The sequence below is a fragment of the Stutzerimonas stutzeri SDM-LAC genome (assembly GCF_000235745.1).
Lineage (GTDB): Bacteria > Pseudomonadota > Gammaproteobacteria > Pseudomonadales > Pseudomonadaceae > Stutzerimonas > Stutzerimonas stutzeri_H.
The window spans coordinates 1-2,751 of sequence record NZ_AGSX01000109.1 but is presented as its reverse complement, the minus strand read 5'-3'; the positions used below and the strand labels follow the sequence as shown (position 1 = coordinate 2,751).

Below are 2,751 nucleotides of genomic sequence, written 5' to 3'. Positions count from 1 at the left end.
CACCCCAGCCCTCTACCCGAAGGGGAGAGGGGGCGGTCCGAGTGGGTTGTAACGGATGTGTCCGGCTCCGCGTCGGAAAAGGCAGCGGAGGAGCCGAAGGGCGCTACGACGCGTCCGGTGGCCGCAGGCTGGTCTCCCTCGCCCCAGGGGGGAGAGGGCCGGGGTGAGGGGGGAGCGGCGCGTACAGTCGATCTGATGCCCGCCATCGACTGGCTCACCGACACGCTCGGCCTGCCAGACGCCGCGGCTCGCCAGATCGTCGAGTACCTCGCTCGTGCCCGCTCGGCGCTGGGCGCGTTGCCGACGCAGCAGCGGCTGATCATGGAGCGCTTCTTCGACGAATCGGGCGGCACCCAGCTGGTCATCCATTCGCCGTTCGGCAGTCGGATCAACCGTGCCTGGGGCTTGGCGCTGCGCAAGCGCTTCTGCCGCACGTTCAACTTCGAGTTGCAGGCTGCGGCGACCGAAGATGCGATCATCTTTTCGTTGTCGACCAGCCACAGCTTCCCGCTCGATGACGTCTGGCGTTACCTGCACCCCAACAGCGCAGAGGCGGTGCTGATCCAGGCGCTGCTCGATGCACCGCTGTTCGGCGTGCGCTGGCGCTGGAACGCGACCACCGCGTTGGCGCTGCCGCGCATGGCCGGAGGCCGCAAAGTCGCGCCGCAGCTACAGCGCATGAAGAGTGAAGACCTGCTCGCGACCGTCTTTCCGGACCAGGTCGCCTGTTTGGAGAACATCGTGGGCGAGCGGGAGGTGCCGGATCACCCCCTGGTCGCCCAGACGCTGAATGACTGCCTGCACGAGGCCATGGACAGCGATGGCTGGTTGGCTCTGCTCAAGCGGATCGAGGCGGGCGATATCGAGCTGCTGGCGCGTGATCTGCCGGCACCATCGCCGCTCGCCATGGAAGTGCTGGGCGCGAGGCCTTACGCCTTTCTCGACGACGCGCCGCTGGAAGAGCGTCGGACCCAGGCTGTGCTCAACCGTCGCTGGACCGACCCCGAATCGGCCGACGACCTCGGTGCGCTGGATGCTGCGGCGATCGAGGCGGTCGGGGACGAAGCCTGGCCCCAGGCGCGCAATCCGGACGAACTACACGAAGCGCTCACAGGCCTGGGGTGTATCGCTGAAGCCGAAGTGCAGGCCGAGCCCCAGTGGCTTGCCTGGCTGAACGAGCTGGCTCGTGGAGGGCGCGCGACGAGGATGCAAGTCGCGCAGGATCGTGCGCTCTGGTTGCCGGTCGAGCGTCTTGCACTATTGCGGTCCATCTATCCCGAAGCGGTTTACGAGCCGGTCCTCACGTCGCTGCCTGGCTTCGATCAGCCGTCGAGTGAAGACGATGCGCTGGTCGAGCTGATCCGTTCGCGCCTGACCGGCTTCGCCCCTCTGCCGGTTCCGCTGATTGCCCGGCCGCTTGCCCTACCGGCGTCGGCGGTCGCGCTGGCGCTCACGCGTTTGGAGGCGGAGGGCTATGTGCTGCGCGGTCGCTTCACACCTGGCGCAACAGACGATGAGTGGTGCGAGCGACATATGCTGGCGCGCATCCACCGTTACACCGTCAAGCGCCTGCGCCGAGAAATCGAACCGGTGGAGCGTGCGGATTTCATGCGTTTCCTGTTCGACTGGCAGCACTTGTCCGAGGTGACGCGGATGCAGGGCCGCGATGCGCTCGGCACAGTAGTCGAGCAACTTGAAGGCTTCCAGGCCGCGGCAGGCGCCTGGGAGAGCGACCTGCTGCCGGCGCGCTTGAAGGATTACGGCGGCACCTGGCTGGACGAGCTGTGCCGCTCCGGACGCATCGTCTGGACGCGCCTGGCCGGTCGAATCAAAGCCAGCAGCGGGCCGGTGCGCGGCACGCCTATCGTGCTGCTTCCGCGCCGGCAGCTGGCAGCCTGGTATGCGCTGGCCAGTGATGCGCCACAGCCCGAGTTGTCATCACGCGCGCAGCGGGTATTCGAGACGTTGCAGGGACAGGGCGCGTTGTTTTTCGACGAGCTGCAGCAGGATGCACGCCTGTTACGCAGCGAGCTTGAAGATGCGCTAGGTGAGCTGGTTGCGGTAGGGCTGGTTAATGCAGACAGCTTTGCCGGCCTGCGTGCGTTGCTGGCTCCCGCTGCGAAGCGCTCACGCAGCTCGCGACAGAGCCGGGGTGGCGCGTTCATCGGCGGCATGGCCGACGCGGGTCGCTGGGCGCTGGTGCGCAAAGGCGTGCCGGCGCCGCCCGAAACCTCTCCACGCCGGCCAATGCTGGATCCCGAAGCGCTGGAGCACGTTGCGATGACCTTGCTGCGTCGCTACGGCGTGGTGTTTTGGCGCCTGCTGGACCGAGAGGCGGATTGGTTGCCGCCCTGGCGTGAACTCCTGCGGGTCTACCATCGGCTCGAAGCGCGGGGCGACATCCGCGGCGGGCGTTTCGTGGCGGGTGTGCCGGGTGAACAGTTCGCTTTGCCCGAGGCGGTTGGTCTGTTGCGTGAGGTGCGTAAGCGGCCGCTGGCCGGTGAGATGATTGCCGTCTCGGCGGTCGATCCGTTGAATCAGGTCGGCACACTGCTGCCCGGCGAGCGCGTGCCTGCCACCGCAGTCAATCGCATCCTTTATCGCGACGGCGTACCGCTGGCCCTGCTGATCGGCAATAAACCGGAGCTGCTGGCGGAGCTGGGCGAAGACGACCAGCGCAAGGCCAGGCAACTGCTGGCGGTGGCGCGACGTTGATCCTGCATTTGCGGCTGTTCAGGTAGCTGGCTATAG

Annotated in this window: 1 pseudogene; it reads left to right on the top strand. The window is 67.0% G+C overall.

What is annotated here, in order from left to right:
• Positions 1–2,715 (top strand): annotated as a pseudogene (locus PSTU_RS0111350) (ATP-dependent DNA helicase); the annotation flags it as partial.
• Positions 2,716–2,751: the final 36 nt, after the last annotated feature.